The organism is Deinococcus sp. YIM 134068, assembly GCF_036543075.1.
Classification (GTDB): domain Bacteria; phylum Deinococcota; class Deinococci; order Deinococcales; family Deinococcaceae; genus Deinococcus; species Deinococcus lichenicola.
In genome coordinates this window covers 38,155-63,195 of the sequence record NZ_JAZHPF010000009.1, presented here as the reverse complement: position 1 = coordinate 63,195, position 25,041 = coordinate 38,155, and the positions used below count along the sequence as shown (strand labels likewise).

Here is a 25,041-nt window from a genome sequence, read left to right as displayed (position 1 = left end):
GTTTGAATACCCAGAATGGTTGGAAACCTTTCGTTATGAGGGTGAGGGACGCTGAGAAGTACCGTGCCTTACGGTTCGCCTTGATCGCTGCCCGGAAGAGTGCGGGCCTAACACAAGCCGAGTTGGCAGCGAGGTTGGGCAAGGCACAATCCTTCGTTTCCAAGTACGAGGTGGGTGAGCGGCGCTTGGACGTGATCGAGTTCGTGGCGGTCGCCGGGGTACTTAGTCAGGACCCCACTCACTTTCTGCGGGAGATCATCGAGAGGCTGGGGCCTCCTCACTCGTCAGAGGACGTGCCCTCATGAGGACGACGGGGGACGTTATCAAAGCTGCGTCCGCGCATCTTGGGGGCCTCTCTGGCCACATCTTCGATGTGGTGGCCGTCAGCAGACCTGTTTCACCGGAGGCGGCGGTGAATCTGGCGAAGATCATCTCCAAGTTGTCGCCCCTCGTCGGGAATCTGATCGAGTTCAACGTCGTTGAGTTCCTGAATGACCGGGAGGAGTTCTCGTCGCTCGGTAGGTGGCGACGGCAGGACCCCGGCTTTCCCGACATGATCTTCGTCGATTCGGGCATCACGCCGACGCCGGGCTTCGAGGTCAAGGCCTGGTTTCCCCTCGCGACCGAGATCACGGCCCGCTTCAAGGACAGCCAGAATCATTTTTTGGACGATCAAACCTACGTCGTTCTTCTGGCTTGGCTGCCAGAACACTTGATCTACGGCAAGCCCTCCATTATCGACGTGTGCATCGTCCCAGGTGCCTCCGTCGCGGCGGCACGTGACCGCCACTACCACCGCCCACCGGAGTATCTGGTGCTGGAACCAGAGAACACGAGTGCCCGCACGCGCAATCTTCAGCAGACAAACACGAACGGCTTCATCTTCCAGGGAACGCCCGACCAGCTTGAGGAGGCCCGGCGGCTCGTCGGTGGGTGGGGCACGGAAGGCCGACGATACCAACCGACCCGCGAGTACCAGGAGTTGCTGCGTACTCTCATCGCCCGTTTTCCCTACCGCCTGGATACCAATTTCGCGAAGATAGACCGGATCGTTCACCCGGAGATCGAGGACTTTAAGCGCAGAGTCTACGGGACTACGGTGCATAATCTGAAGATCAGCCAGTGGGGACCACTGCTCAGGAGCACCGACGATGCTCGTTTACGAAGGGCGCTGGAAACGTATTTGGGTGTTAAAGACGAGGATGCGCGCGAGCTTCTGAAGTGAAGCGTTTCAACCCGTAGTAGAAATAGGCGGGATCAATCTCCGCCGCGAAAGATTTCTGCCCCAGCCTGTGAGCAGCGAGGGACGCGGTGAAGAGTCCACCGAACGGCTCCCACACCACGCCGCCCTCCCGTAATGACGCCTTCAGTAGCAGCGTCATGAGGTCGAGCGGCTTCTGGTTGAGGTGCGCGGCCCTGCCGTTGGCAGCCTTCACGCGCTCCGACCCGTGTAGGGGACCGCGTTCCCAGACGTTGGTGAAGCCGTGTGGACATGTGAAAGGGGCACGCATCCTGCTCCATTCCTCAGCGGTGAGGGGCCGCCTGCCATCTGCTGAGAAGTAGGGTGCCCCTTCCGGCCTGCCCTGGATGTTCGCATAGGCGGCCAGACGCGCGAACATCTCCGGTGGGGGGAAGTACCAAAGGTGGCCTTGATCGAGGTATTTCCGCGTTGCCACATTTGCCACGCCGCAGGCCTCGTTGGCCTTTGCGAGCGGGAGGCCGGAGCGCCGCCACTCCCGCAACAACCAGTGCTTGAGCAAAAGGCCGTCTATTCGAGCCTCGAAGACGTACTGTACGCAGACTTCTGTCACGACGGGAAAGCGCCGGATTTTTGCCGTGTTCACGTTTCCGGCGATATGACCCTTTCCCTTGTTCCAGATGTTGCAGTTGACGTAGCGCCACCCGTACCGCTCAAGAACGGGGTGGGCGGTCGCCCAGCCGACCTCGGAGTTCCAGAACCAGAGGGTCGTTTCCGGTGAGGCTGCTCTCGTCCAAGCTTGAACGTGCGGCTCGTACCACTCGGCAATTCCCAGATGGTCGGAGGTGTCCCCCTCGAAGCCCAGCACCCCGTAGGCTCCGTCGGAGACGATGACATTTGGTCGTCCCCAAGCCCTGTAGTAGTCCAGGCTGTCGCCCAGAACGAGGGATGTCGGCCCCTCCTCCCACCGAGTGACATCCAGAGCCTGTGGCAATGTGGCGGACTTACCGCGCCCCACGGTGCTGACAGCCGGAAACAGCCTGCTAGTTTTGAGGGGGCCGGGGTCAGCGGTCATGGTCTCGTACATCCTGTCTGCAAGGAGGAATCACACCTAAGAATAACCCGTTTTAGAATATTTGGAGCACTTTAGCAGTGTGGTGGCCTTTGTTAGCGTAAACGCCGACTCCACCTCCTTACGCCGCCCGTGCCCGCGCGATCAGCCCCAGCAGGGCCAGCGCCAGCGCCTCCGGGTCATGGCGGGCGGTCAGGCCGGGCTGGAGGAGGGGGGCGCTGCGAATCCGCCCGTGCAGGTCGTGGCTCGCCCCATTGAGGTCCAGCACGTGCGCGCCCTCGGCGGCGTAGCGGGCCTGCACGTCCCCCGGAATGGGCGTGCTGTTCATCAGCACCCAGTCGGGAGCGCGGCCCAGGTGGGCGGTGATGGCGCGGACGTGATCTTCGAGGCTCAGGCCGGTCGTCTCGCCGGGTTCGCTCATCAGGCTGGCGACGTAGACGATGGGCGTGCCCGCCTCCCGCACCGCCCGCGCGATGTCGGGCACAAGGAGGGCGGGGATGATGGAGGTAAAGAGGCTCCCCGGCCCCAGCACGATAAGTTCGGCGTCGCGCACGGCGTCCAGCACGGCGGGCAGGGTGGGCAGGCCCGGCGGCTCCAGCCGCACGTCCACCACGCGGGCCGCGCCGACCTCGCCACTCAGGGCGCTCTCGCCGCGCACCTCGCGCCCGTCGCTGAGGCGGGCGACGAGGGTGGCGGGCCGGGTCGTGGCGGGGAAGACCTGCCCGCGCACCCGCAGCACCTCGTGGATGTCGCGCATGGCCCCCTGAAGGCCGCCCTGTTCCTCGCTGAGGGTGGCAAGGAGGAGGTTCCCGAAGGTGTGCCCCGCCAGCCCCTCGCCCCGGTCGAAGCGGTGTAGCAGCAGCCGGGCGAGAACCGGGCTGTCCGAGAGCGCCGCGTAGCAGTCGGTGAGGTCGCCCGGCGCGATCATGTCCAGCGACTCGCGCAGCCGCCCGCTCGATCCCCCGTCGTCCGCCACCGTCACGACCGCCGTGAGGTTGCCCGTGTGGGTCTTGAGGCCCATCAGGAGGTTCGACAGCCCCGTTCCACCCCCCACCGCCAGGAGGCGCGGCCCGCGCGAGAGCGTGCGGTGTGAGTAGATCACGTCCAGCGCCGTTTCCGGGGCCGTGCCCGTCGAGCGCAGCATGGAGCGGTTGAGCATGACGATGCTCAGGAGCGCCCCCCCCAGCGCCAGCGCCATCACCGTCATGCCGACGACGTAGAGGGGCAGCACTTCCGGCGAGGTCAGCGCGTTGAGCCACAGAATCCAGCGCGTCGCCACGAAATGCAGCGGTCCCGTCCAGGTGAAGTGCAGGAAGCCCACCGCCCCGACGAGCGTGCAGGCCACGAACAGCCCCAGCCACCGCTTGACGCCGAGGCCCGGTTCCATCCACATCCGGGCGCGGCGGGTGGCGTGCCGCGCGGCCACCCCCATCTCCCCCCGGCCCCGTTCCCGCAACGAACCGCTCATCCCGCCTCCCCCAACTGCATGTCGCGGTGGTCCGTCACCTGCGCGTCGAGGTCCGCCAGGTCGCGGGCCAGCCGCTCGGCCACCGCCACCGAGCGGTGTTGCCCGCCCGTGCAGCCCACCGCCACCGTGTACCCCCGCCGCCCGGAGTCCCGCGCCCGCCGCGCCGCCGTCCGCACGAAGTCGCGCACCTCGCCGTAGAACTCCTCCGACGCCGGGTCCTGAAAGACATAGGCCGCCACCTCCGGTTGCAGTCCGGTCCTGGGGCTGAGGTCGGGCACGTAGTACGGGTTGGGCAGCGTTCTCACGTCCACCACGAGGTCGGCGTCGCGCGGCGGCGCATTCTTGAAGCCGAAGCTCAGCAGCCGCAGCGTGAAGTCGTGTTCCAGCCGGAAGGTCTGGAGGAGGCGCTCCGCGAGTTCCTTCGCGCTGAGGTTCGTCGTGTCGATCACCGTATCCGCGATGGCGCGCAGGGGCGAGAGCAGCTCCCGTTCCCGCGCGAAGTCCACCATCAGCGTCTCGCCGAGGGGATGCTCGCGCCGGGTCAGATTGTACCGCCGCAGCAGCACCTCCGAGTTCGCCTCCAGAAACAGGACGTGCAGGTCCTCCCGCCGCCGCGCGAGCCGGGCATAGCTCGACTCCAGCGCCCCCAGGAAGTGCCGCGTCCGCGCGTCCGTGCTGATCGCCACCCGCTCCAGCCCGCTCGCCGTCACGAGGTCATGCATGGCCCCCCACAGCTCGGGCGGCAGGTTGTCGGTGATGAAGAAACCCGCGTCCTCCAACGTTCTGAGCGCGGTGCTCTTCCCACTCCCCGACAGGCCCGAGACGATCACGAACGGCATGATGAGCAGTGTACTCCGGTGAGTCAGGCGGGGGTGACGCGGTGTAGGGCGGGTGTGGCGTTCAGGAAGGAGGCGGGGGAAGTCATCCTCCCAGCATAGCTATTGGTCACACGCCCCCTCACCCCAGCCCTCTCCCACCAGGGGGAGAAGAGGGAGAAAGGCTATACCCGGCACGCTCTCGTCTCAAGACGGGACGCGGGAGAGTTGGCATGCTGAGCGCCCGCGAAGCATCCCCAAGTTTTGGCCCCTTCGCTTCACTCAGGATGACAAGGGTTGTGTGCCTTGCCCTAAAGGGTGCGCTCCACAACAGGAGAAAGCAGAGGCCACCCCGACCCCTGCTCCCCACAAGCGACAAGCGACGCGCTACAAGCCCCTACCGCACCTTCGTCCCGCTCGGCAACTCCAGCCGCGTGCCCACCAGATCGAGGTTGCCCGACTCGTCCTCGGCGGCGAGGATCATGCCCTGACTCTCGATGCCGCGCAGCTTGGCGGGCTTGAGGTTGGCGACGAGGACCACCTTGCGGCCCACGAGGTCGCCCGGCTCGAACCACTTGCGGATGCCGCTGACGACCGTGCGCGTCTCGTCGCCCAGCTTCACGGTCAGCTTGAGCAGCTTGTCGGCCTTCTCCACGGCCTCGGCGGCGACAACCTCCACGATCCGCAGGTCCACGCGGGCGAAGTCCTCGATGGAGATCAGGGCTTCGGTTGCGGCGGGCGTGGCGCTGGGGGTCGGGGCGGGTTGCTGGGGCTGCGGCTTTTCGGTCTGGGTCACGACTTTTCTCTCTTTCTTGGCGGGCGGGGGCGTCGGGGTCTCGCCCTCCTCCCTCGGCTCGGGCTTGGGGAAGAGGATCGGGCCGCCGGGCACGCGCGTTCCGGCGGGGGTCAGGCCCCACGCGCCGCTCAGGGTGTAGGACTGTCCGCCGAGGCCGAGTTGGGCGCGGAGTTCGCGGGCCTTGATGGGAATGACGGCCTCCAGCGCCACGCTCGCCACGCGCAGGCCCTCGGCGGCGGTGTAGAGCACGGTGTCGAGGCGGCGGGCGGTCTCGTCGGACTTGGCGAGGTTCCACGGCGCACTCTCGGCGATGTAGCGGTTGAGGTCGCGCACGAAGTTCATCGCCGCCTCGATCGCCATGTTCACCTTCAGGTCGCGCACCAGCCCCAGCACCTCGCCGGGGAGGGCCAGCGCCGCCGACTCGATCTGGTGCTCGCGCTCGCCCGGCTCGTGGGCCTGCGGGAGAACGCCGTTCCGGTACTTCCCAATCATGCTGACCGTGCGCGAGAGCAGGTTGCCGAGGTCGTTCGCTAGGTCCGAGGTCAGCCGCGAGACGAGGATGCCCTCGCCGTAGGGGCTGTCGGCGCTCAGGCTCGCCTCGCGCAGCAGGGTGTAGCGGATGGCGTCCACCGGGTACTCGGCGACGAGCTGCTCGGGGTCGATGGCGTTGCCCAGGCTCTTGCCCATCTTGCGCCCGTCCTCCGCGAGGATGTGGCTGTGGACGACGAGTTTGCGGTAGACCGGCAGCCCCGCCGCCCGCAGCATCGTCGGCCAGAAGACCGCGTGCGGCTTGAGGATGTCCTTGCCGATGACGTGCCACGCGAGGCCGATGGTCTCCTCGCCCATTCCCCGGCTGACCGGCCCGGAGACGTAGTTCAGCAGCGCGTCGAACCACACGTAGGTCACGTGGTCGGGGTCCCAGGGAAGCTCGATCCCCCACGGCACCCGCGACTTCGGGCGGCTGATGCTCAGGTCGCCGATGGGCTCGCGCAGCATCTCCAGCACCTCGTTGCGGTACCCGGCGGGCTGGATGAAGTCGGGGTTCTGCTGGATGTGCCCCAGCAGCCACGCCTGGTACTTCTCCATCTTGAAGAAGTAGTTCGCCTCGCGCCGCAGCTCGGGCGGGTCCTTGTCGCCGGGGTAGCGGCGCACGCCGTCACCGCCCTCGACGAGTTCCTTCTCGGTCACGTACCGCTCGGCCCCGACCGAGTACAGGCCCTCGTACTCGGCGAAGTAGATGTCGCCCGCGCCCCACACGCGCTGGAGGATGTCCTGCACGTACCGCTTGTGCCGCCCCTCGGTCGTGCGGATGAAGTCGTCGTAGCTGATCTCCAGGCGGTCCCACAGGCCCTTGAAGGCGCGCAGGGAGAGGTCGTCCACGAACGCCTGCGGGGTCTGCCCGGCCTTCGCGGCGGCCTTGGCAATCTTCTCGCCGTGTTCGTCGGTGCCGGTCAGGAAGGTCACCTCAAACCCGGCGAGGCGGTGGTAGCGGGCGAGGGCGTCGGTCAGAATCTTCTCGTAGACGTGCCCGATGTGTGGCGCGCCGTTCGCGTAGTCGATGGCGGTCGTGATGTAGAACTCTCGCTCAGGCTGTCTCGTCATGTGCCGCTCTCCCCGCCCGGCAGCCGCTTCCTGATGGGAGAAGGGGCCGGGCAACCGGTCTAGGATACGGAAAAAGTGGAGTGTTTGAGTTCGGGAAATAGGAGTTGGGGGAAAGTGAATCTTGAGGGGGCCAGGCTCGCTGCTTCCCCCCTCCCAGCCTCCCCCACGAGGGGGGAGGAGCTACACAACCTCCGCTTAAGCTTTAGCTCTTTTTCTCCCTCCCTCCTTGTGGGGGAGGGTCGGGGAGGGGGGTACGCGGACGCCCACCAGCGCCACTCCATCTCTGTCTCTCAACTGCCGCGCCTTCCGAGAAAAGAGGAGAGGCGGGATGCGCCACCATCCGCACCCCGCCCCTCCCGATCATGTCAGGCGCGCGGGGGCATTCGCATCATGCTGCGCTCGCGGGGGACGGTCATGGGCACAGTGTAGCCGCCCGGCGGGGAGGCGCGTCATCTTTCCCCCGTTCTCGCCGTGGCCCGCCCCCTACAATTCCGGGCGTGATTGCTTACCTGAGTGGCGTGGTGCGCGAGGTGCGCGACTCCAGCGCCGTGATCGTCGCGGGGGGCGTGGGGTACGAGGTCTTCTGCCCGGCCTCGACCCTGGGAAAACTGGCGGTGGAGGCCCCGGCGGAACTGAATATCCGGCATGTCATTCGTGAGGACGCCCAGCTCCTCTTCGGCTTCACCGACGCGGACAGCCTGCGCCTCTTCGACCTGCTGACGGGCGTGAGCGGCGTGGGACCGAAGCTGGGGCTGGCGCTGCTCTCCGCCATGCCCGTCTCGGCGGTCGCGCAGGGCCTCCTGACGGGGGACGTGAAGCTCCTCTCCAGCGTCTCCGGCGTGGGCAAGAAGACCGCCGAGCGGCTGGTCCTCGAACTCCAGAACAAGGTGCCCGACCACCTCGCCGCACCGACGACGGCGACCGGGCAGAGGGTGGCTCCAGTCCACAGCACGGCGGGCCGCGACGCCATCGAGGCGCTGCTCGCGCTCGGCTTCCGGGAGGGGCAGGTGCGGGGCGTGGTGGCCGAACTCCTCGCCGCCGACCCCGCGCAGACCGCCGACGCCCTCATCCGCAAGGGGCTGGGGAAACTCCGTTGACGCCCGACGGCGAGCAGGACGGCATGGAGATCGAGGAGGGGCCGCCGGGCGACGCGCCGGATTTTGACGGGGAGAACGCGCCCGCATTGGGAGACGGGCAGGACGAGGGCGAGGGTCCCTCCGAGCAGCGCGTCACGTGGCTCGAACTCTTCTTCGACCTGATCTTCGTGACCGCCTTCGATCAGCTCGCCAAGCGGCTGGGGGACGCGCCCACGGGCCACAACCTGCTCGTGTTCGGGCTGATGTTCGCGGCGGTGTGGTGGGCGTGGGCGGGCAACACGACCTTCGCCGCCCGCTATGGCAACGACAGCCGCGCCTACCGCTGGGGCACGCTGGTGCAGCTCTTCACCCTGGGCACCCTCACCCTCACCCTGCGCGGCGACCTCAGCGACACGGGGATGGCCTTCGGCCTCGCCTACACGGCCAACCGCCTCGTTCTGGTGGGGATGTACCTCCTGACCCTGCGGAGTCACCCGGAGAGTGCGGCCTTCGCGCGGGGGCAGGTGCTCGGCTTCGGGGGGGCGGCCCTGTTCTGGTTCGCCAGCGCCTTCCTTCAGGGCGGGGCGGAATTGCTGGCGTGGGGGGTGGCACTCGTTATCGACGTGCTGACGCCCATCCTGGGCCGGGACCGCCAGCGCGCGGCCCTGCCGCACCAGGAGCACCTGCCCGAGCGGGTCGGCCTTCTCCAGATCATCGCGCTGGGCGGCATCGTCACCGAGGTCGTGGCGGGGAGCCGCCAGCAGGAGCTGCGCTGGTTCGAGCAGGCCCCGGCGCTGCTCGCGCTCGTGACCGCCGTGGGAATGTGGCGGCTGTACTTCGACCAGGCCCGCGCCCTGCCCGTCCTCGCGGCGCACCGGGCCGGTCGGGTCGGCTCGCTGCTCGCGTGGCTGTACGGGCACCTGCCCTTTACCCTCAGCGTCGTGATGCTCGCGGTGGGCTTCGGCCACGGCATCTCTGACGAGGACGGTGCCCGCGACGCCGTGAACCGCCAGCTCGTCGCCTGGCCGCTCGCCGGGGCGGCCCTCACCCTGCTCTTCTTGCGCTGCAACGTCCTGTACGTCGCCGGACGCCGCCTCCTCGATCCCAGCGTCGTCGCCATCGCTGTGGCCGCCGCCGCCAGCGTCTCGCTCGCCTTCATGCCGCTGGACACCCTCGCCACCCACGCCGCCGCCTGCGCCATCGTCCTCGGGGCCGCGCTCGTCACCGCACGCGACCCGGCGACGCACCGGCTGGGGAAGATGGAGGAGGAGCTGGGGGCGAGCGGGACGCCGGTGTAGGGGTCGCCAGTCGCCAGTGTCCAGTCGCCGGGAGGGCGGGCGTTGGGCGGTGGCGCTGTCACGTCGCCCCCTCACCCCGGCCCTCTGCTTCGCAGCTCTTCGAGTCACCCACGAGGGGAGAGGGAGCAACACCCATGCTCTCTGCGTCCCCCACCACACCTCCGCCCGATCTCCCTGTGGTCCACTGCTGAGCATGACGGTCACGGGGGGCACGCTGGTCATCGGGGCAACGGGTGGGATTGGGGCGGCGGTGGCGCGGGCGTTCGCGGACTCGCCGCCCCTGACGCTGGCGGGACGGCATGGGGAAAAGCTGGCGGCCCTCGCCGCCGACCTCGGGGCCGGGGCGCGCCCGGTGGACGCCGGCTTCGAGAGCCATGTGCGGACGCTGTTCGAGGGGGTGGACGGCCTCCAGACCATCGTCTACGCCGCCGGGGCGGCCCTGCCCCACCCGCTCGCGGAGGCGGACGCGTTGAAAGTGCGCTCGGTGTGGAACGCGAACTACTTCGGGGTGCTGTGGACGCTTAAATACGGGCTGCCCCGGCTGGCGGGGGATGGGAGACTGTACGTGATCGGTGCCCGGCCCGAACTCGTCACCGTGCGCGGCTTTTCTCAGTACGCGGCGAGCAAGGCCGCCGTCGCCCGCCTGCTGGAGGTCGCCCGGCTGGAGGCAAGGGGCAAGACGCTGACGCTCGTGCTGCCGCCCGCCGTGGACACGGGGCTGTGGACGCAGGTGGGCCGGGTGCCGCGCGGTGCCCTCGCCCCGGAGGCGGTGGCCGACGCCCTGCGCGCCGACCGCTCCGGGCTGGGGTTGGAGGAACTGCGGGTGGGATGAGAGGGGGAACAGGAAGGGTGCCCTCACCCCCGGCCCGGCAGTCCCGCCCCTCTTGTTTGAAGGGTTCCACGTCGAGCAGGTCGGGTCCGGTCCTCCCTGCATCCGGGGATCATGAGGCCATGCCAGACTGCAAGACGCACCGGGTGGGTCCATGACAAGCTCTTCCTGGCACCTCTGTCAAGGACGTTCCATGACCCCTCCCAGGCTCCTGACCTCCAGGCCGCAGATCGTGGCCCCGGAAGCGCAGACCCCAGCCTCACCGTGCCCGGAAAAGGCGAGGACGCCCGAACCTTCGGATTGAGCGTCGCCGGGCAGCGTCGCCCCGCCCCGCCCCGCCCCATTCAGACGCCAACCATTCAGACGAAAGAAAAGAGACAGCATGAGAGTAGGGTACGTGAGGTCAATTCAGGTTCTGGAGGCACCCTTCGCGCAGGTGACCCGGCTGATCGCCGATGGCTGTCAGGCCGTCTATATCGAGACCAGCAGCGGCGATCATCTGGAACGCCCGGTTCTTCACCGGGCCGTGGAGAGCCTCAGACGGGGGGACGTGCTCGTGGTCGGCGACAGCGACCGCCTGAGCCGCAACCTGTTCCAGACGGACATCATCCTGGGGCGGCTGCAACAGAAAGGAGCCACCCTGCATCTGTTGGAGGTGGACAGGGCCACGGCGTCCACCCCCGGTCCCTGATCCGGGTCCCGCACAGGGGCGGTGTCGAACCGGAGGGCCATCGGGGCAGCCGTTCCCGGTGTTCCGTCCTCATTCCCCGCACAGCCTCCGGCCCGCCCTGTCCGCCGCGACGAGCAGCACGTCCCACACGCTGGAGAAGGGCGGCGCGTAGGCGAGGTCCAGCTCGAAGAGGTCCTGCACGGTGCCCCCGCCGTGGAGAAGGGCGGCCACCACGTCCACCCGCTTGACGCTCGTGGTTCGGCCCAGCAGTTGCGCGCCCAGCAGACGGTTCGTGCCGCGCTCGGCGGTGAGGCGCACGTGGATGGGTGCCGCGTCCCGGTAGTACCCGGCGTGGTCGGTGCTGTCCACGTCCACGCTGATGGCGTCCAGCCCGGCGTGCTCGGCCTCCGCGTGGGTGAGGCCGGTGCGGGCCACCCCTAGGTCGAAGGTCTTGAAGATGCCCGTGCCGACGATGCCGGGAAACTGCGCGTCCCCGCCCGCCATGTTCACGCCCGCCACGCGGCCCATGCGGTTGGCGGTCAGGCCGAGGGGGATGTGGACCGGGCGGCCCGTGACCCGGTGCAGGCTCTCGGTGTTGTCGCCCGCCGCGTAGATACCCTCCACGCCCGTCTCCTGGCGGTCGTTCGCGGCGACGGCCCCCGTCTCCCCGAGTCGGACGCCCGCCGCCCGCGCGAGGTCCGTGCTGGGCTTCACTCCCACCGCCACGATCACGAGGTCGGCGGGGACGCGGCCCCCGTCCGTCTCCACGCCCGTCACCCGGCCCCCCTCGCCCGTGAGGCCCAGGACGGTCGTGCCGCAGCGCACCTCCACCCCGCACCGCTCGACCTCGGCGCGGACCCGGCGCTGGAGGGGCACGTCGAGCATCCGGCCCGCGACCTCCGGCCCCCTCTCCAGCAGCGTGACGCTCAGGCCGCGCGTGGTCAGCGTCTCGGCCAGCTCCAGCCCGATATAGCCGCCGCCCACGATGCAGGCACGTTTGGCCTCCTTCACGCTCTCCTCGATGGCCTGCCCGTCGGGAAGGTCGCGCAGGACGTGGACGCCCCGGAGGTCCGTGTTGGCCCAATCGGGGCGCACGGCGTTGACCCCCGTGGCGATCAGGAGGCGGTCGTAGGGTTCGGTGATCGTCTCCCCGCCGTCCCGGTCCCGCACGGTGACGGTGCCTGCCCCCGCGTCCACGCCCGTGACCTCGTGGCGCAACCGCACGTCGATGCCCCGCTCGCCGAGTTGCGCCGGGGTGCGGGCCACCAGCCGCTCGAAGCTCTCGACCTCGCCGCCGATGACGTAGGGCAGGCCGCACGCGCCGTAGCTCACCCAGTCGCCCCGCTCGAACACCGTGATACGGGCGTCGCCGCTCTGCCGCCGCGCCCGGCTCGCCGCGCTCATGCCCGCCGCCACTCCACCCACCACCACGATTCGCATGTGGCCCCCAGCGTAGGGCGGCGCGAACGGCTGAGGTTGCGGGGTCAGACGAGCCAGCCTTCACACTCCCGTCCCCCGGCTACGATGGGCGGCATGACGGACACCGCCCCCGCCCCCCTCCCGACGGCCCCTGCCTCGGCGGCACAGAGGGACGCCCACCTCCCCCTCAACCGCCGCCGCCTGATCGCCCCCGGCCCGGTGGAGGTCGAGCCGCGCGTGCTCCTCGAACTCGCCCAGCCGCAGATGCACCACCGCGCGCCCGAGGGGGTGGAGACGTTGCAGGAGGCCCGGCGCAAGCTCGCGCTCCTCCTCGGTGCCCCCTACGACGCCGTGATCACCACGAGCAGCGGCACCGGGGCCTTCGAGGGCGCGCTCGTCTCGCTGACCCCCGAGGGCGGCAGGGTCGTCAACGCGCAGGCGGGCAAGTTCTCCGAACGCTGGGGCGAGATGGCGCGGCGGCTCGGCTACGACACGTCCATCGTGGCCCGCCCGTGGGGCGACGTGCTCGACCCGGAGGAGGTGGCCGACGCCGCGCGGGACGCCCACACCCTCCTGATCACCCACTCGGAGACGAGCACGGGTGCCCTGCACGACCTGGAGGCGGTGACAAAGGCGGCAAAGGCGCTCAACCCCGATCTCATCGTCATCGCCGACTGCGTGACGAGCTACGGGGTCGCGGAGCTGCGGCCCGCCGAGTGGAGCGTGGACGCCATCGTGAGCGGCAGCCAGAAGGGGACGGCCACCCCGCCGGGGCTGGGCTTTGTCCTCTTCAGCCCCGAGGTGCAGGCGCGGATGGTGAAGGACACCGGGCGCGGCTTCTACCTCGACCTCACCCGCGAGCTGAAGGGGCAGAAGGCGGGCAACACGCCGCAAACGCCCGCCATCAACCTGATCTCGGCGCTGTCGCTCGCGCTCGACCGCCTCCTCGCCGTGCCGCTGGAGGTGCTGTGGGCCGAGAAGCGGCGGCAGGCGGACGCCCTGATCGCCGCCGGGGAGGCGCTCGGTGCTCCCACGTGGGCACCGCGTACCACGCCCGCCGTCGCCGTGCTGCGGCCCCCCGCGCCCCTCACCGGGCGGCAGGTCAGCGCCCGCCTCGCCGAGATGGGCCAGCGTGCTCTGCCCGGTCAGGCCCCCCACGAGGACGCCGTGTTCCGCGTCTCCACCCTGGGCTACGCCGACCGCTACGACGCTCTGGGCATCGCGGGGATGCTGGAGGACGCCTTCGCCAGTCTCGGCGCGCGCTTCACGCGGGGCGCGGCGGTGCGGGCGGCGTGGGAGGCGCTGGGGTAGGGGAGAGGTCGCGAGTTTTTGGTGAATCGTCTGTCAACTCGACGGTTGTGTGCCTCCCTTGTGACACCTGATGTGAATTACGGATCGGGAAGTGGAGGCGTTCTCACTGTCCAGGAGAAAGACAAGCGGTGCTCGCCACCCCCTCCCCGACCCTCCCCCACAAGGAGGGAGGGAGCAAAGAGCACCTCTGGCACGCTCGCTTTCTATTGCAGGTCAGGCGTCTATGGGAGGACTGGGACTCGCACAGCTTCTCATTTCCTTCTCGTCCGACCGTCCCTTCTCAAATAAAGCAGTTGATAGAAGAGCGGTTGTCACCCTGAGCGAAGCGAAGGGCCTCATTTGTCCCGTGTCAAGATGCTTCGCCGACGCTCAGCATGATCATTCTTATGTCAACTGCTCTACCGCCCCTCCCGCGCGTCGGCCAGCAGCTCGCCCGCGATGGCAAGGGCGGCGGGACCGAGCGGGCTGCGGGTGACGCCGATCAGGACGCCGAGCTTGTCGCGCCGGGCGCTGGAGAGGTAGCCCCAGCGTTCGAGGTCGGCGCGGTGGGTGCGGGCCGTCTCGTCACGCAGGTAGCGCACGGCACCGTCGGAGTACCCGGCCTGGAAGGCGGCGCGTGCCCGCTTCTCCTGCTCGACCAGCCCCAGCCCCCGCGTGGCGAGCAGCACCCGCCGCGCCTCGTCCTCGCCGCCGAAGCCGTACAGGTTCTCCAATCGGTACACGGCCTTCGGGAAGCGCAGCCCGGCGGCGGCCCGCCACGCGTGCGGCAGGCGAATCTCGAACTCCGGCCAGCCGTGACGGTGCGTCAGCAGGGCCGGGTACAGCAACGACAGGGCCACGTCCCGCGCCTCGGCGAGCGCCAGAAGCTGCTCCTGCGCGCTGTGGCCGGGGCCGGTGTACTGACGGCGGGCGATCTCCAGACGTTCGGCGGCCCGGCCCAGCAACTCCTCCCGGTGCCCGGCGAGGCGTTCGGCGCTCAGCGTCCAGAGGGTGCGCTGGATGCGCCCGTAGTACCCGGTCGGGTCGTACACGACGCGGCTGGTGGCGAGCCGGGCCAGCGGGGCCTCCTCGCGGGCGGCGTCCCACTCGCGCCACGCCTCCAGCTTCTCGTACGGAAAGCGTTCCACCGTCACCCCGGCGCGCGTCTCCGTCTGCGGCGAGAGCAGCCCGCGCTCGAACGTCACGAGCGTCGGCACGCTGCCCACCCAGGCGTCCTCCGTGCCGTGACTCCCCACCTGAGCGACGGCCCGCACCTTGCGGTCGGCGACCAGGCGACTCTGGATTTTGTCGGGGTCCTGCACGCACGCGCCTCCAATGACCAGCATAGCGGGCGGGACCCCTCCGCCCCTTCAGGGCACCTCCCCTGAGAACGCCTGATGTGAATTGCAAATTGGAGAGTTAAGGCGTTTTCGCTGTCTAGCAGGAGGACGAGCGGTGGTCGTCACCCCCCTCCCCGACCCTCTGCAAGCAGCTCTCCGAGTCCCCCACAAGGAGGGAGGGAGAATACAGCACGTCTAGGACGCTCAATTTCCACTGCACATAAGCGTTTGAGGAGTCGCCCGCCACCTCACCCTCAAGGCGAGTGTGTCCCCCTCATCTCCCCGTGACCGTGTGGCAGGGGAGCGGCGCTCGCCGACTGCTGGAGTGGGCGTAGGTGCTCCAGGTGCGCCGTCCGCGACTCCTCCTTGTCCTCGATGTGGGGCTGGATGCCGTGCGTGTAGCCCAGCGCCCGGTACACCTCGCCGACCAGCCGCGCGTCCCGCAGTAGCGCCCGCCCCTCCGGCAGGGGGAGGAGGTCCGTCCAGGCCGAGAGGTACGCCGTCTCCACCGCCTCCAGTACGTCGGGGGAGGTTCCGTCGGGCGCAAGGTAATCGGGAATCGCGTCGAGGAAGGGGTGGGTCACGCTCACGTCCGACCAGTCGAGCAGGGTCCAGCGCCCGTCCGCGTCCCGCACGGCGTTGAAGCGGTGCAGGTCGCCGTGCCCGGCCACCTCCGGCAGCGGCGAGGCGAGCAGGCGCACGCACGCCTCCTGGAGGCGGCCCTCCAGCACCCAGAGCCGCGCGGCCTCGGCGGGGGTCAGGCCCTCCGGCTCACCGAGGAGCAGCACGTCCTCGCGCAAGAGTTCTGGGAGGAGCGAGGCCACCCACGCCGGACCGTGCTCGGGAATGCCACGGGCACGCAATTCGGGCACCACCGCCACGCTCGCCCGCTGCACCCGCGCGAGGTGGACGGCGAGGGTAATGCCGTCGTCCCCCTCGTCGGGCACGTCGCCCGCGTGCCGTAGCAGCAGCATCCCCCGGCCCTCGTCGGCGGCCAGGACGGGCGGGGCCGCGCCGGGCACCTCCCGCGAGAGTACGCACGTCGCCGGGACCTCCCGCGCGAAGAAGGCGGGCACGGCCTTGAGGTACACGGGACCGACATCCCCGTCCGGCCCAGCGCGAAGGGGCACCCGCCACAACGCGCTGATGCCCCAGTGTTTGAGAGGGTCCGGCATCCCGGCGCGGGTCAGACCCTGCTCCCTCAGCTCCTCGTCGAGCCACGCCAGCGCGCCCGCCGCCCAGCCCACCCGCGCGAAGGCCGGGCGGTGAGCCGGGGCGGGGGAGAGGGCGGCCTGTGCCCACGCCTGTTCCTCCTCGGGCAATTCCTCCGGGAGAACCCAATTCGCGCCTGTCAGCTCGTGCAGGGCGTCAAGCTGCCACACCGCCTCACGCTCCCACGTCCCGTCCGGCGCGTTCGGCAGCCGGGCGAAGTGTAGCCGCCGCAGCGGGGCCAGCCACGGCGCGAGAGTGGGGAAGGCGTCCGCGAGGCCGTATCCGACGAAGGTATTGTCCCCGGCCACCGCCACGGGCAGCGCCCCACCGACCGCCGCGACCCGCTGCCCGTCCGCGTGGGCGATCACAGCGCGGACGGTGGCCCGGATGTTCTGCGTCATGCCCCAGTGTGCGCGCGGGATGGGCCGGACGCGTGCGCCGGGTGGCTTAGCGTAGGGGTCGAGGAGTCGAGGTCTTACCCTTCGAAAGATGGGCTGGGCTGGAGGAAACTGCCGTGCCGGAGACTGTCTTTTTCTCCCTCTCCCCTTGCGGAGGAGGGCTGGGGAGAGGGGCAAAGGAGATCACTCCTCGCGGTTCACTCACCCCGGTAACGCCGGGCCATCCGCTCGAAGCCCTCCGCCCCCTCGCCCGTCACGACGACCCCGTACATCAGTGCGTCGGCCCCGAGCCGCCGCAGGGCCGGGAGGTCGGCGGGCCGAACGAGCTTCTGGGTCGGGATGACGAGCGGGGCAGAGGTGAGGGCACGTAGCTCGGCGTAGCGCAGCAGATCGGCGGCGGTCAGAGGCGTCCCGTACTCCGCGTGGGGCACGACGGACGCCTCCAGCAGCGCCCCGGCGGGAAGGTGGGCAGCCCACCCCGGCGGAGAGCGGTCGTCCAGCGCGACGAGGACCTCGAAGCCCAGATCGAAGGCGCGGGCGGGCAGGGCGTGTGCGTAGGCGCTGATAAAGTCCAGCCCCAATTCGGCAGCGAGGTCGAGCGCCCGGTCCACCGTCTCCGGGGTGTCACCGAGGACGGCACCGAGGGGCACATCCGGAGCGAGGTCTCGCAGACGTGGAACGAGGTCTGCCCCCTCCTCCAGCGTCGGGAGCCGCCGCCCGCTCGCCCGGTGGGTCAGGCCGAAGTGCAGCTTGAGGGCGTGTGCGCCGCCGCGCTGGGCCGCCGTCACGTACTCCGGCTCGTTGGCGGGCAGGCTGGCGATCAGGGCGAGTTCACCCCTGGTATGAGCTTCGCGGAGGGTGGCGGTGAGGCGACCGATGGGCTGGGGGGAAGGTTCGGGCACGGTTCCTCCGGGTGGCGTTGACAACAGGCGGACCACTTTTGATAATACGCATTATCAACCGCTCAATTCCGGAGGTCCCCATGAACCGATGTGGTCTGGCCGTCAGCCTCTCCGTCCTGCTCGCCGCCTCCCTCGCGGACGCGCAACAGGTCAACTTGCGTTTCTCCACCTGGGCGGGCGGTGAGGGGCTGGCCCTCCTCCAGCAGCTCGCGCGGGAATACGGCACGCAGAATCCCGGCGTGAACGTCACGGTGGAGGTCACGCCCTTCGCCGACTACGCGCGCAAGGTCGCCGTGCAACTTGCCTCGGGTGACGGCCCCGACGTGGGCTGGCTGGCCGAACAGAGCGTGCCGACCTTCCTGGCGAGCCGTTCGCTGCGGGACCTCAGCGGCCTGACGGCGGAGCGGGCCTTCAACGTCGCGGACTTCCCGGTCAGCGCCCTGAGTCTGTGGCGGCAGGGGCGGGCGGTGTACGGGGTGCCCTTCTCCAACTCGCCGCAGGTGTTGTTCTACAACAAGGACCTCTTCCGGCAATCCGTCGTGGTGGACCCGCTGCGGCAGTACAGCCGGGGAACGTGGGACTACGCGGCCTTCCGCACGGCGGCCAAGACCATCACCGACAGGACCGACGCCTACGGGGCACGCATCATGCGGCTGGACGTGAAGGCGTGGAACAGCGGCACGCTCGGGGTGCTGTGGTCGCACGGGGGCAACGCCTTCGACAGCAACCTGAAGTGCGCGCTCAACTCGCCCGGCAGCGTGCGGGCCTTCCAACTGATGTACGACATGACCTTCCGGGACGGCTCGCTGCCCCGACCCGGCGACCAGACGACCTTCCAGAGCGGGCGGCTGGGCATGTACATCGACAACGTGAGCTTCAGCGCGCAGCTTGGCGACGCCGCCTTCAAGTGGGGTGTCGCGCCGCTGCCGAAGGGTCCGGCGGGCCGGGTGACGCAGCTCGGACAGGCCGGATATGTAGTCTTCGCCCGCTCGCAGTCCCCGAACGAGGCGCAGGCGTTCCTGCGTTTCCTCGCCTCGCCCGCCGTGATGGCGCGCACCGCCAAGTTCTTCCCGCCGCCCCGCAAGAGCGTGCTGAACAGCCGGGCCTACCTGAGCAGCAACCCGGCCATCCCCACCGCCGAACTGCGGACGGCCCTCGTCAACCAGCTTCCGAGCGCGCGCGTGTTCCGCACGGGCGAGAACTTCCTGCGGGCCAACGACGTGATCGCCAGCGGCATCGAGCGGCTGTACCAGCCCGGCGCGAACGTAGGGAACGTGCTCAACGACCTCTGCCGCCAATTGGACGGGCTGTGAGTCGGACGCGGGTTCACTCTCCCCACCTATGACGACCGACGCCCGACCTGCCCCCACCCGGCGCGTTCTGCGGCGCAGCCAGCGCGAGGGACTGCTGGGGTGGCTCCTCGTCCTGCCCTACGTCCTGGGGATGCTCGTCTTCGTGACGGGGCCACTGGTCGCCGTGCTGGGTGTGTCCCTCACCCGCTGGTCGCTGCTGGACGAGCCGCAGTGGGTGGGCTTAAGGAACTACACGCGGCTGGCCGCCGACCCCGCATTCCTCAAGAGTGCGGGCGTCACGGCGCTCTTCACGGTCGGCATTCTCGTCCTCAACATCAGCATGGCGCTGGGCCTCGCCTCGCTGCTGAACGCGCGGCTGCGGGGCATCGGCCTCTTCCGCACGATCATCTTCTCTCCGGTCGTCATGCCGGTCGTCGCGTGGGCGCTCGTGTGGAAGTTTCTCCTCCAGCCCGAGGGGCCGATCAACACCGGGCTGGGGCGGCTGGGCGTGGAGGGAGCGAATCTGCTCTTCAACCCCTCCACCGCCCTGTGGACCGTCGTGGTGATCGAGGTCATCAAGGCGGTGGGCCTGAACGCCGTGATCTTCCTCGCCGCCCTGCAAGGAGTGCCGCCCGAACTCCACGAGGCCGCGCGGCTGGACGGGGCGACCCCCGCGCAGGCGTTCCGGCGCATCACGCTGCCGCTGATCTCGCCCACCTTCTTCCTCGTGTTCATCATCACGCTCATCGGGGCGCTGAAACTCTTCACGCCCGTCTACGTCCTCACCGGGGGCGGCCCGGCGGACGCGACGACCACGCTGATCGTGCTGATGTTCAAGCAGGGCTTCCAGTTCTTCGAGTTCGGCTCGGCGAGCGCGGTGGCCGCCGTACTGTTCGTCCTCGTGCTGGCGCTGACGCTCGCGCAGTGGTCGCTGCGGCGGCGGCTGGTGTTCTATGAAGACTGAGGGGCTGACGGGCGCGCCCCCCGCCACCCGCTCCCCGGCGGCGGCCCGGCGCGAGCGGCGCTGGTCGTGGCTGCTGTACGCGGTCCTGTTCCTCGTGTGCCTGCCCTTCCTGCTGCCGCTGCTGTGGCTGTTCGTCTCGGCCTTCAAGACGACGACGGCGATATTCGGGAGTCCCTTCGAGGTGCGGCTGGCGGACCTGACGACGGCGAACTTCCGGGGAGTTTTCCAGAACTACCCGTTCGCCCGGCAGTACCTCAACAGCCTCTACATCGCCGCGCTCGTCGTGCCGCTGACGGTGCTGCTCGCCGCCGTCGCGGGGTACGCCTTCTCGCGGCTGCGCTTCCCGGGGCGGGATGTAGTCTTCATCCTCAGCCTCCTGGCGATGATGGTGCCGAGCGAGTTGACCGCCGTACCCCAGTTCGTGCTGTTCAGCCGCCTGGGCCTGACCAACTCCCACCTGCCCGTGATCCTGCTCCAGATCTTCAGCGCGACGGGTGCTTTCGCCGTCTTCCTGATGCGCCAGCACTTCCTGACCCTGCCGCGCGAGCTGGAGGACGCCGGGCGGGTGGACGGGCTGGGCACCCTGGGCGTGTTCTGGTACGTCCTGCTGCCGCTCTCCCGGCCCGCGCTGGCAACCGCCGCGATCTTCGCGGTGCTCAACTCGTGGAACGACTACTTCAACCCGCTGATCTACCTCAGCCGGGAGGCGCTGCTCACCCTGCCGCTGGCGCTGCAACGCTTCACCGACCCCCTGGGCGGCGTGTACTGGAACCTCACCCTCGCGGCGGGCGTCCTGGTGGCGCTGCCGGTGCTGCTGGCCTTCCTGCTGGCGCAGCGGCAGTTCATCGAGAGCCTCGCGGCGAGCGGCACGAAAGGCTGATCTCTTGCTGGAACACCACACGGACATTTTGATCATCGGCGGTGGCGTGGGCGGGGTCGCCGCCGCCCTCTCCGCCCTGCGCCTGGGCCGCCGCGTCATTCTCACCGAGGAGACCGACTGGCTCGGCGGGCAGCTCACCTCCCAGGCCGTGCCCCCCGATGAGGGCGTGTGGATCGAGGAGGTCGGCTGCACCGCGAGCTACCGCGCCTTCCGGGAGGGCGTGCGGGCGTACTACCGTCAGCACTACCCGCTACGCCCGGAGTCCCGCAATGAGGTCCACCTCAACCCCGGCGCGGGTACGGTCAGCCGCCTGTGTCACGAGCCGCGCGTGGCCCTCGCCGTTCTGGAGGCGATGCTCGCGCCGTACCGTGCGAACCGTCAGCTCGACGTGCTGCTCGACACCCGCCCCATCTCCGTGGGGATGAACGGCGACCGGGTGGAGGCCGTCACGGTGGAGCACGTCCCCTCGGGCGAGCGCACGGTCCTCACCGCCCCCTATGTCCTCGACGCGACCGAGACGGGCGAACTCCTCGACCTCGGCGGCGTGGAGAGCGTGATCGGTGCGGAGGGGCAGGCCGAGACGGGCGAGCCGCACGCGCTGTCGGAGGCCGATCCCCTCAACCAGCAGGCGATCAGTTGGTGTTTCGCTCTGGACCACCTGGAGGGCGAGGACCACACCATCGATAGGCCCGCCGGGTACAGCTTCTGGCGCGGGTATCAGGCCGACTTCTGGCCGGGCAAGCAGCTCAGTTGGACCCTCTGCCACCCCATCACCCACCGCGCCGTCTTCCGCGACCTGTTCGGCAACCCGGACGAGACGCCGCACGGGGGCGACCTGTGGCACTTCCGGCGCATCTTCGCCCGCCGCCACTACCCGGAGGGCCGCTACCCCAGCGACATCACCCTCGTGAACTGGCCGCAGATCGACTACTGGCTGGGGCCGATCCTGGGCGTGGACGAGGCCGAGCGGCAAAAGCATCTGGACGGCGCGCGGGACCTCAGTCTCAGCCTGCTGTACTGGATGCAGACGGAAGCGCCGAGGCACGACGGGAGGGGCGAGGGCTACCCCGGCCTGCGCTTGCGCGGGGACGTGACGGGCACCCGTGACGGGCTGGCGAAGGCGATCTACGTGCGCGAGTCGCGCCGCATCCGGGCCGAGTTCACCGTGCTGGAACAAATGGTGGGGGTGGAGGCACGTGGGGAGCTTCGGGGGGCCGAAGCTTTCGCCGACACCGTGGGCATCGGGCAGTACCGTATCGACCTGCACCCGTCCACACGGGGGCGCAACTACGTGGACATCGCCTCGTGGCCCTTCCAGATTCCGCTCGGGGCGCTGATCCCGCTGCGGGTGGAGAACCTGCTCCCCGCCGCGAAGAACCTCGGAGTCACGCACATCACGAACGGCTGTTACCGCTTGCATCCCGTCGAGTGGAACATCGGCGAGGCGGCGGGGGCGCTGGCCGCGCACGCCTTGAACACGGGCACGACGCCCCGCGCGGTGCGGAACACGCCCGGCCTGCTCGCGGATTTTCAGCGCCTGATCTCGCAGGACCTCGGCTTCGAGCTGCACTGGCCGGAGGCGCAGCGGCTCACGCCCTCGCCGGGGTTTTAGTGGGGAGCGGTGAGCCTTCAGCCGTCAGCTTTCAGCGGTCAGCAGATGAGTGCGGGGGCCTTGAAGAGAAGACGGTCCAACTCCCGGTGTGCTGGGGCGAGCAGTCCCCCAGCCTCTCCCTTGTGCCCGACCCGGCATGACCCCTGAACGCCGCAAGCGTCCCACCCAGCGCGAGGTCGCCGAACTCGCCGGGGTGTCGCAGGCCGCCGTGTCGCAGGTCCTCAATGGGCGGGGCGGCGGGGTCCGCATCCCGGAGACGACCCGCCAGAAAGTGCTTCAGGCCATGCGCGAGGTCGGGTACGTGCCCAACGTGGCCGCGCGCCGCCTCGCCGGGGGGCAGAACCGCATCCTGGGGGTGTTCACCTACGAGCCGGTCTTCCCCTCGGGGAGCCGGGACTTCTTCGCTCCCTTTCTGGAGGGAATAGAGGAGGCCGCCGCCGATCTCGACTACGACCTGCTGCTGCACACCCGGCCCGCCGCTGGGGGAGGCGCGCGGCCCCTGTACCGCGACGGCACGAGCCGACTGCGCCTCGCCGACGGCACGGTGATGCTGGGGCAGGTGGACGGGGCCAGCCGCGCCGACCTCGCCCGGCTGCTCGGCGAGGGCCACCCCGTCGTCTTCATCGGGCGGCGGGAGGTGCCGGGCTTCGAGCTGCCCCACGTCACCGCCGACTACGCCGCCGCGACCGGGCATGCCCTGGGGCAACTGCTCGCCCACGGGCACCGCCGCACCCTGTACCTCGGCGCTCCTTTGGTCCACGAATCCGCCGCCGACCGGGAACGCGGCTACCGGGAGGCGGTGGAGGGCACGGGCACAGTTGGCGCGGTGGTGCGTCCCGACGAGGTGACGCCCGCCCTCGTCGCCGGGCATCTGGCCGCCGGGGTGACGGGCGTGCTGTTCGAGAACGAGGTGCTCGCCGCCGCGTGGGTTGGGGCCGCCGCTTCCCTCGGCCACCGCTGGCCCGCGTCTTACAGCTTCGCGGTACTGGGCGACCCCATCGCGCAGGGTGAGTTGCCCCCCGGCTGGGCGCACTCCCGCATCCCCCGCCCGCCGATGGGCCGCGCGGCGGTGCGGATGCTCGCCGCTCTCCTCGCGGGGGAGACAAGCCGTCCCATCACCCTCCCCTGCGAGTGGGTGGAGGGCGCGAGCATGGGGCCACCGCCCCATTCCGGCCCTGAGCTGCCCACCAAAAAGGAAAACCCCCGCTAGGGGGTCTTGTGTGGCGCGCCCGAAGAGATTCGAACTCCTGGCCTTCTGATCCGTAGTCAGACGCTCTATCCAGCTGAGCTACGGGCGCGTGCAGTATTGGTCGTGCTCGGTGGTGCTTGGCGGAGAGGGCGGGATTCGAACCCGCGGTAGAGAATTACCCCTACGAGCGTTTAGCAAACGCTTGGTTTAAGCCGCTCACCCACCTCTCCAAAGAGGCACCGGATTGTCATGCGCTGGCCCTGTGTCTTGGCGAGGGGTGAGGGATTCGAACCCCCGGTAGGTTGCCCTACTACGGTTTTCAAGACCGTTGCCTTCAACCACTCGGCCAACCCCCCCTGGTGGTGGGGCGCGCCCAGGCCTGCTCAAGCGCGAAAGGAAGTATAGGCACCCCCCCTGGCCTTGTCAACGCCTCCGCCAGATGGCGAGGAGGAGGGCGAGGACGGCGAGCAGGGGCCAGAGCGGACGCGAACGGGGCAGCGTCGCCTCTCCCCGTAGCAGTGCGGCCAATGCGCGCTCGTGCTCGGTGCGGGGCGGGACGGGCACCCGGCTGGGTGGCAGAGTCAGGTCGGCATGGAGCACGTCCGTCCGGTACTCGTTCTCGCGGGCGTGACCGCTGCGGGCGGCGAGGTGCTGCCCTGCGGCGCGCAGAGCGTCGGGCGGGCCGTCCTCCACCCAGGGCGTGAGGGCGAGGAAGCCGGGGCGGGGGTCGGTCAGCACGTAGGAGCGGGGGTCGGGGGTGTCTTCCTCGCGGCCAGTGATCGCGCTCTGCCCGTCGAACGTCAGGTCGAGGAGATTGCCCACGACCATCGGATTTACCGCGTAACGGATTGCTTGGCCCGTCGTCGTCGCCTGCCAACTGCTCTCCAGCCACGCGACGGGCTGGTCGCGCAGGTTGGCCGGGTCGGGGGGCAGGCCCTCCAGGGAAGTCCACGGGGCACCGTTCGCGTCGGGTTGCAACAGGACCGTGCAGCCCTGCACCTCCAGCCGCGAGATTACGTCCGCCCGGAAGGCGTCGAGGCTGATCGCCACGCCGAGGTCGCCGACCGGGGTGGGGAAGACGCGCAGCTCTCCCAGCGGCCCCGGCGTCAGGTCCACGCCCCCGGCCTCCTCGGCGGGCGTGAGGTGAACCTTGTCGGCCACGCCGATCAACTCCCCGCGCGGGTCGAGCAAGGCGGTCTCGTTGTGGAGGGTGCCCGGCTCGCGCACCAGCCGCCGTCCCTCCAATCGGTAGCGGGGCATCGGGGTCGAGCCGCAGCACAGGTAGACGCCGTACTCGCGGGCAAGGTCGCGGCACGTCTCCAGGTAGAGGCGGGTGTTCTCCGCGCTGAGAGCGAGTTGCAGCGCGCGGATGGGGAAGACCCGCTCGCGCAGCAGGACGGGCAGCACGTGGGGCAAGTGGCGCAGGACCAGCACGAGCGCCGCCCGCTCGAACGTCCCGGCGCGGACGGCGAGTGGAACGCCGCGCAGCACGAGCGGCAGCCCGTTGAGTTCTGTCAGCACAACGAGGTTGGGATGGTCCGGGGCGAGGTGCGGGCGGCTCAACTCCAGTTGCGAGCGCATCCACGCGCGGAAGGTGTCGGAGGTGGCGAAGTCGGCGGCACCCCACTTCGGCTGCACGGCGATGGCGCGGAAGGTCCGCTCGGCGGGGGTCATGCCGACCAGCCTATCGGGCCTGTATTGAGAAGGTGGCGTGGAATC

The 25,041-nt window shown here is 69.5% G+C and carries 22 protein-coding genes and 3 tRNA genes; 12 read left to right on the top strand and 13 right to left on the bottom strand.

All coding sequences use genetic code 11. The annotated features are described in order from the left end of the window. Positions 1-80 precede the first annotated feature (80 nt). Both V3W47_RS10620 and V3W47_RS10615 read left to right on the top strand, forming a co-directional pair. Complete coding sequence (locus V3W47_RS10620; protein WP_331825180.1) at positions 81-305, top strand: helix-turn-helix domain-containing protein; 225 nt, start codon at positions 81-83, stop codon at positions 303-305. Further along, complete coding sequence (locus V3W47_RS10615) at positions 302-1,225, top strand: hypothetical protein (protein ID WP_331825179.1); 924 nt, start codon at positions 302-304, stop codon at positions 1,223-1,225. Before V3W47_RS10620 ends, V3W47_RS10615 begins: the two co-directional genes overlap by 4 nt. Here V3W47_RS10615 and V3W47_RS10610 read toward each other — a convergent pair. The 4 genes from V3W47_RS10610 to metG all read right to left on the bottom strand — a co-directional run bounded on the left by V3W47_RS10610 (position 1,191) and on the right by metG (position 6,951). After that, on the bottom strand, positions 1,191-2,273 hold the full coding sequence (locus V3W47_RS10610) for a DNA methyltransferase (protein WP_331825178.1): 1,083 nt from the start codon (positions 2,271-2,273) through the stop codon (positions 1,191-1,193). The two genes, V3W47_RS10615 and V3W47_RS10610, sit on opposite strands and share 35 nt — an antisense overlap. Positions 2,274-2,391: 118 nt before the next feature. Further along, positions 2,392-3,738: a gluconeogenesis factor YvcK family protein gene (locus V3W47_RS10605; RefSeq protein WP_442877219.1), complete on the bottom strand. Its 1,347-nt coding sequence runs from the start codon at positions 3,736-3,738 to the stop codon at positions 2,392-2,394. After that, positions 3,735-4,577 carry an RNase adapter RapZ gene (gene rapZ, locus V3W47_RS10600; protein ID WP_331825177.1) on the bottom strand — a complete coding sequence of 281 codons (843 nt, stop codon included), beginning with the start codon at positions 4,575-4,577 and terminating at the stop codon, positions 3,735-3,737. Before rapZ ends, V3W47_RS10605 begins: the two co-directional genes overlap by 4 nt. A gap of 373 nt (positions 4,578-4,950) precedes the next feature. Next, positions 4,951-6,951 carry a methionine--tRNA ligase gene (metG, locus tag V3W47_RS10595; RefSeq protein ID WP_331825176.1) on the bottom strand — a complete coding sequence of 667 codons (2,001 nt, stop codon included), beginning with the start codon at positions 6,949-6,951 and terminating at the stop codon, positions 4,951-4,953. A 497-nt stretch (positions 6,952-7,448) separates the two neighbouring features. On the opposite strand from metG, the gene ruvA reads away from it, so the two are divergent. The 3 genes from ruvA to V3W47_RS10580 all read left to right on the top strand — a co-directional run bounded on the left by ruvA (position 7,449) and on the right by V3W47_RS10580 (position 10,157). Continuing rightward, complete coding sequence (gene ruvA / locus V3W47_RS10590; protein ID WP_331825175.1) at positions 7,449-8,048, top strand: Holliday junction branch migration protein RuvA; 600 nt, start codon at positions 7,449-7,451, stop codon at positions 8,046-8,048. Further along, entirely contained in the window at positions 8,045-9,325 is a 1,281-nt protein-coding gene (locus V3W47_RS10585; protein ID WP_331825174.1) for a low temperature requirement protein A, read from the top strand. The genes ruvA and V3W47_RS10585 overlap by 4 nt, the downstream gene beginning before the upstream one ends. 193 nt (positions 9,326-9,518) lie before the next feature. Beyond that, positions 9,519-10,157: an SDR family NAD(P)-dependent oxidoreductase gene (locus V3W47_RS10580; protein WP_331825173.1), complete on the top strand. Its 639-nt coding sequence runs from the start codon at positions 9,519-9,521 to the stop codon at positions 10,155-10,157. 177 nt (positions 10,158-10,334) lie between these two features. Here the strand turns inward: V3W47_RS10580 and V3W47_RS10575 are convergent, their stop codons facing one another. After that, positions 10,335-10,538, bottom strand: a complete 204-nt coding sequence (locus V3W47_RS10575; RefSeq protein ID WP_331825172.1) for a hypothetical protein — start codon at positions 10,536-10,538, stop codon at positions 10,335-10,337. Between the two features lie 13 nt (positions 10,539-10,551). On the opposite strand from V3W47_RS10575, the gene V3W47_RS10570 reads away from it, so the two are divergent. Continuing rightward, positions 10,552-10,845 carry a recombinase family protein gene (locus V3W47_RS10570; RefSeq protein WP_331825171.1) on the top strand — a complete coding sequence of 98 codons (294 nt, stop codon included), beginning with the start codon at positions 10,552-10,554 and terminating at the stop codon, positions 10,843-10,845. 69 nt (positions 10,846-10,914) lie between these two features. Here V3W47_RS10570 and V3W47_RS10565 read toward each other — a convergent pair whose 3' ends face one another. Then, positions 10,915-12,264, bottom strand: a complete 1,350-nt coding sequence (locus V3W47_RS10565) for an FAD-dependent oxidoreductase (RefSeq protein WP_331825170.1) — start codon at positions 12,262-12,264, stop codon at positions 10,915-10,917. Positions 12,265-12,357: 93 nt separating this feature from the next. Here V3W47_RS10565 and V3W47_RS10560 point away from each other — a divergent pair, with 93 nt between their 5' ends. Next, on the top strand, positions 12,358-13,554 hold the full coding sequence (locus V3W47_RS10560; RefSeq protein WP_331825169.1) for an aminotransferase class V-fold PLP-dependent enzyme: 1,197 nt from the start codon (positions 12,358-12,360) through the stop codon (positions 13,552-13,554). Positions 13,555-13,952: 398 nt separating this feature from the next. On the opposite strand, the gene V3W47_RS10555 is transcribed toward V3W47_RS10560, so the two are convergent. The 3 genes from V3W47_RS10555 to V3W47_RS10545 form a co-directional block, all read right to left on the bottom strand. After that, entirely contained in the window at positions 13,953-14,879 is a 927-nt protein-coding gene (locus V3W47_RS10555) for a hypothetical protein (protein WP_331825168.1), read from the bottom strand. A 248-nt stretch (positions 14,880-15,127) separates the two neighbouring features. Continuing rightward, the gene (locus V3W47_RS10550) at positions 15,128-16,486 is read right to left on the bottom strand and encodes a phosphotransferase (RefSeq protein ID WP_331825167.1); all 1,359 of its coding nucleotides are present in this window, start codon (positions 16,484-16,486) and stop codon (positions 15,128-15,130) included. Positions 16,487-16,680: 194 nt separating this feature from the next. Further along, entirely contained in the window at positions 16,681-17,385 is a 705-nt protein-coding gene (locus tag V3W47_RS10545; RefSeq protein ID WP_331825166.1) for a hypothetical protein, read from the bottom strand. Positions 17,386-17,465: 80 nt separating this feature from the next. Here V3W47_RS10545 and V3W47_RS10540 point away from each other — a divergent pair, with 80 nt between their 5' ends. The 5 genes from V3W47_RS10540 to V3W47_RS10520 all read left to right on the top strand — a co-directional run bounded on the left by V3W47_RS10540 (position 17,466) and on the right by V3W47_RS10520 (position 23,343). After that, positions 17,466-18,698 (top strand): ABC transporter substrate-binding protein, encoded by a 1,233-nt coding sequence (locus V3W47_RS10540; protein ID WP_331825165.1) that lies wholly within the window; start codon positions 17,466-17,468, stop codon positions 18,696-18,698. 28 nt (positions 18,699-18,726) lie between these two features. Further along, on the top strand, positions 18,727-19,641 hold the full coding sequence (locus V3W47_RS10535) for a carbohydrate ABC transporter permease (RefSeq protein ID WP_331825164.1): 915 nt from the start codon (positions 18,727-18,729) through the stop codon (positions 19,639-19,641). Next, the gene (locus V3W47_RS10530) at positions 19,631-20,521 is read left to right on the top strand and encodes a carbohydrate ABC transporter permease (RefSeq protein WP_331825163.1); all 891 of its coding nucleotides are present in this window, start codon (positions 19,631-19,633) and stop codon (positions 20,519-20,521) included. The genes V3W47_RS10535 and V3W47_RS10530 overlap by 11 nt, the downstream gene beginning before the upstream one ends. Positions 20,522-20,525: 4 nt before the next feature. Beyond that, positions 20,526-22,133, top strand: a complete 1,608-nt coding sequence (locus V3W47_RS10525) for an FAD-dependent oxidoreductase (RefSeq protein WP_331825162.1) — start codon at positions 20,526-20,528, stop codon at positions 22,131-22,133. Positions 22,134-22,269: 136 nt separating this feature from the next. Continuing rightward, positions 22,270-23,343: a LacI family DNA-binding transcriptional regulator gene (locus tag V3W47_RS10520; RefSeq protein WP_331825161.1), complete on the top strand. Its 1,074-nt coding sequence runs from the start codon at positions 22,270-22,272 to the stop codon at positions 23,341-23,343. Positions 23,344-23,354: 11 nt separating this feature from the next. Here V3W47_RS10520 and V3W47_RS10515 read toward each other — a convergent pair. From V3W47_RS10515 to V3W47_RS10500, 4 genes are all read right to left on the bottom strand, one after another. Next, positions 23,355-23,431: transfer RNA gene (locus tag V3W47_RS10515), tRNA-Arg, on the bottom strand. 29 nt (positions 23,432-23,460) lie between these two features. Beyond that, positions 23,461-23,552, bottom strand: a tRNA-Ser gene (locus tag V3W47_RS10510). Between the two features lie 38 nt (positions 23,553-23,590). Further along, a tRNA-Ser gene (locus tag V3W47_RS10505) sits at positions 23,591-23,678 on the bottom strand. A gap of 67 nt (positions 23,679-23,745) precedes the next feature. Then, positions 23,746-24,996 carry a nitrilase-related carbon-nitrogen hydrolase gene (locus V3W47_RS10500; RefSeq protein ID WP_331825160.1) on the bottom strand — a complete coding sequence of 417 codons (1,251 nt, stop codon included), beginning with the start codon at positions 24,994-24,996 and terminating at the stop codon, positions 23,746-23,748. Positions 24,997-25,041: the final 45 nt, after the last annotated feature.

Excerpts from the sequence above, each read along its gene's own strand:
- V3W47_RS10615 (WP_331825179.1), top strand. The coding sequence starts at position 302 with ATGAGGACGACGGGGGACGTTATCAAAGCTGCGTCCGCGCATCTTGGG.
- V3W47_RS10610 (WP_331825178.1), bottom strand. The coding sequence starts at position 2,273 with ATGACCGCTGACCCCGGCCCCCTCAAAACTAGCAGGCTGTTTCCGGCT.
- V3W47_RS10605 (WP_442877219.1), bottom strand. The coding sequence starts at position 3,738 with ATGAGCGGTTCGTTGCGGGAACGGGGCCGGGGGGAGATGGGGGTGGCC.
- rapZ (WP_331825177.1), bottom strand. The coding sequence starts at position 4,577 with ATGCCGTTCGTGATCGTCTCGGGCCTGTCGGGGAGTGGGAAGAGCACC.
- metG (WP_331825176.1), bottom strand. The coding sequence starts at position 6,951 with ATGACGAGACAGCCTGAGCGAGAGTTCTACATCACGACCGCCATCGAC.
- V3W47_RS10580 (WP_331825173.1), top strand. The coding sequence starts at position 9,519 with ATGACGGTCACGGGGGGCACGCTGGTCATCGGGGCAACGGGTGGGATT.
- V3W47_RS10575 (WP_331825172.1), bottom strand. The coding sequence starts at position 10,538 with ATGCTGTCTCTTTTCTTTCGTCTGAATGGTTGGCGTCTGAATGGGGCG.
- V3W47_RS10565 (WP_331825170.1), bottom strand. The coding sequence starts at position 12,264 with ATGCGAATCGTGGTGGTGGGTGGAGTGGCGGCGGGCATGAGCGCGGCG.
- V3W47_RS10560 (WP_331825169.1), top strand. The coding sequence starts at position 12,358 with ATGACGGACACCGCCCCCGCCCCCCTCCCGACGGCCCCTGCCTCGGCG.
- V3W47_RS10555 (WP_331825168.1), bottom strand. The coding sequence starts at position 14,879 with ATGCTGGTCATTGGAGGCGCGTGCGTGCAGGACCCCGACAAAATCCAG.
- V3W47_RS10550 (WP_331825167.1), bottom strand. The coding sequence starts at position 16,486 with ATGACGCAGAACATCCGGGCCACCGTCCGCGCTGTGATCGCCCACGCG.
- V3W47_RS10540 (WP_331825165.1), top strand. The coding sequence starts at position 17,466 with ATGAACCGATGTGGTCTGGCCGTCAGCCTCTCCGTCCTGCTCGCCGCC.
- V3W47_RS10535 (WP_331825164.1), top strand. The coding sequence starts at position 18,727 with ATGACGACCGACGCCCGACCTGCCCCCACCCGGCGCGTTCTGCGGCGC.
- V3W47_RS10530 (WP_331825163.1), top strand. The coding sequence starts at position 19,631 with ATGAAGACTGAGGGGCTGACGGGCGCGCCCCCCGCCACCCGCTCCCCG.
- V3W47_RS10520 (WP_331825161.1), top strand. The coding sequence starts at position 22,270 with ATGACCCCTGAACGCCGCAAGCGTCCCACCCAGCGCGAGGTCGCCGAA.
- V3W47_RS10500 (WP_331825160.1), bottom strand. The coding sequence starts at position 24,996 with ATGACCCCCGCCGAGCGGACCTTCCGCGCCATCGCCGTGCAGCCGAAG.